Annotated in this window: 4 protein-coding genes; all 4 read left to right on the forward strand. The window is 63.8% G+C overall.

All coding sequences use genetic code 11. The features are described from left to right. Nucleotides 1–342: hypothetical protein (locus tag CSW58_RS10845; protein WP_236627783.1), on the forward strand; the 342-nt coding region annotated here is incomplete at its 5' end. 25 nt (nucleotides 343–367) lie between these two features. Next, on the forward strand, nucleotides 368–1333 hold the full coding sequence (locus CSW58_RS10850) for a helix-turn-helix domain-containing protein (protein WP_099447293.1): 966 nt from the start codon (nucleotides 368–370) through the stop codon (nucleotides 1331–1333). Continuing rightward, complete coding sequence (locus CSW58_RS10855) at nucleotides 1323–1835, forward strand: transcription termination/antitermination protein NusG (RefSeq protein WP_099447294.1); 513 nt, start codon at nucleotides 1323–1325, stop codon at nucleotides 1833–1835. Before CSW58_RS10850 ends, CSW58_RS10855 begins: the two co-directional genes overlap by 11 nt. A 303-nt stretch (nucleotides 1836–2138) precedes the next feature. Next, nucleotides 2139–2369, forward strand: coding sequence for a hypothetical protein (locus CSW58_RS10860; RefSeq protein WP_099447295.1), 231 nt, complete (start codon nucleotides 2139–2141; stop codon nucleotides 2367–2369). Nucleotides 2370–2476 lie beyond the last annotated feature (107 nt).

Here is a 2476-nt window from a genome sequence, read left to right on the forward strand (position 1 = left end):
TTTTGCGGGCGTATGGGTGCAAGGTTTGCACCCATAGAAATGTGCTCCGGCAAAACGCCGTGCCGAGTCTGCGATTTCTCGGTCAGTGTCGAAGCCTTGGAGGTGGACCATGAGTTCAGACATCAGTTCCTGGGCGTTTGCGCAGAATCGGACGAGCCCATCGACAAGCTTGTTCTGATCGTCATGGCGGATGGAACCCCGCCCGATGGATTGTGGAACGGGTCTATCGAAAAGCTAGCTCTGATCTGCTGCATGACGGAGGAAGCCGTCCAGCAAAGCCTGCGCAGGTTGGTTGCCGCCCAAATTCTCGGAAAGACCAAGGCCGGCTACCACATGGACTGAAAGCCGAGTGCGCGGAGGCTCAGCCATGAGCTTTCGTGCGCTAGGAGCCGTTGAGTATCTCGAGACACCCAACGCCCATGTGACGTTGCTGATGTACGTGCTGGCGGGTTTCGCTGACGCGAACGCCTCTTGCTATCCGTCACTCAACACCATCGCGACGAAGATGCGGGTTTCGTTGAGCGCGGCCCGTAACGCCCTGAAGCTCGCCGAAGACCTGGGCTTTCTCAAGCGAGAACAGCGCACCCGGCGCGATGGCGGGCAGTCGTCGAACCGCATCGTTTTGACGTTTTACGAGCCTGAGCAGCCTCTCGAAGAGGACACCGTCGGCGGCCATAAGCGCCCCCGAAAGGCGCCAAAATCCAAGCCTGAAGTGTCGCACCCCCCACCACATTTTGGTGGGGGGCCCCCTCAGGAGGTACAGGGGGCCCCCTCAGGTGGTGGGGGGGCATTCTTGAACCTATCACTTAACCAAGAGGGAACTGACGTTCCCTCTCTCAGCGCGTGCGCGAACGAAGCGGACGCTTTCGAGGAACTGCTGGCGCTTTGGCCGGCGGGCGGACTGGACAACACCGACGTCCCGGCGGCGCGGGCGGCGTTCGCTGCCGAGGCGGCTTCGGTCGGGGATGCCCGTCGATTGGTCGAGGCCGGTCGCGCCTATGTCGCTTCGCCGGAAACGCGCCAGCGGAAATACGCGCCACCCGGGTTGGACCGCTGGTTGCAGCGCCAGAGCTACCGAGGTCGGCTCCCGGCCAATCAGCCCAAGGGCTCGGCGAGGGAGCGAACCGCGTTCGCCTGCGCTGAGGTCCGAGACGCCGTGCTGGCTGTCAGGGACGAGCGATGGGTCGGCAGCTGGTTGGACCCATGCGGCTGGGATCCCGCCAAGCGGTGCATCAGCCCCGGCCTTCGCAACCGGGCTGAACGGCTGCGCGAGGTGGCGGGGATCTTCAAGACTTTGGGCGTGAGCGTTGAGGAGTTGGGCCATGGACGGTGATATTCGGATGTTTGACTTGGCGGGCCAGGACGACGCTGAACGCGACCGCAAATGGCGGGTGGTGATGACCAACACCAACGCCGAGCGAACGGCCAAGGCCAATATCCGAGCCCTGGGCTTCGAGACCTACCTGCCCATGGCGGTGACCGAACGCCCTCGCACGGCGCGACGGCCCGCGGCCACCGTCGTTCGGCCGTTCCTGCGCGGCTACCTGTTCGTGCGGTTCGATACGCGCCGCGATGACTGGGGCGAGTTGTTCACGACCATCGGGATCAAGGGCATCCTGCGGGCAGGGGGTGTGCCCCTGTCCGTTCCCGACGAGGTGATCGCCTCGATCCGCCAGCAGGAGGAGGCGGGCCTGATCAAGCTCTCCGATCCTCCGATCTGGTCACCTGGCGCAAGGGTCAGAGCCTGGCCCTGGTCGGACCCAAGGCGGATATCGATGTTGTGTTCGAGGAATTGCTTGACGGGAATCGGGCCGTCGTCTTCGTTACGCTCCTAGGTCGGATCACCCGGCAGGTCGTCTCTCCACTCCTACTCAAGTGAGCAGGAGTGCGGACGCTATTCACGACCCCGCCTGATCTTGAACCCTCCGACCCGCCCGGCCATCGCCGTGGCGGGTTCGCTTTTGCCCCTCGACCTGCCTGCTGCCGACGCTCGCATGCGACGGCCTGACCCGCAGACCCTTCACGGTCCCTCCTGGCGGCTCCGCTATACGGCAGGTTCAACGGCTCGATCGTTTTCTTGTGTGAGCTGCGCGCAAAGGCGCACGGTTGCACGCATCCCTCTGCACGGATTGGCGAACATGCACGGCAAGATCGGGCCGGTGTCCGTTGCCCGCTGTGCGGAGCTGCTGACGGCTGGCGGTGACAAGATCGATCGTTCGGCTTTGTCGCGCTACTGCGACAGCCACCAGCTGAAGCTGGGCAAGGTCGGCCGCGAGATGATGGTCGATTTCGAAACGGTGAGCGACCATCGCGCGCCAACTATACGCGCTCGGTTATGTCCGGTGAGGCGGGATTTGGCTCGCCCTTGATAGCTGAACCGGTGCCTCGGGCGATGCTGCACGTTCGCCCGCGGCCTCGACGAAACCAACGCCAGTCCTGCCCATGGACGAACACCGCCAGCTGAAGGCCATTCGCG

It is taken from the genome of Caulobacter sp. B11 (assembly GCF_002737765.1).
Taxonomy (GTDB): Bacteria; Pseudomonadota; Alphaproteobacteria; order Caulobacterales; family Caulobacteraceae; genus Caulobacter.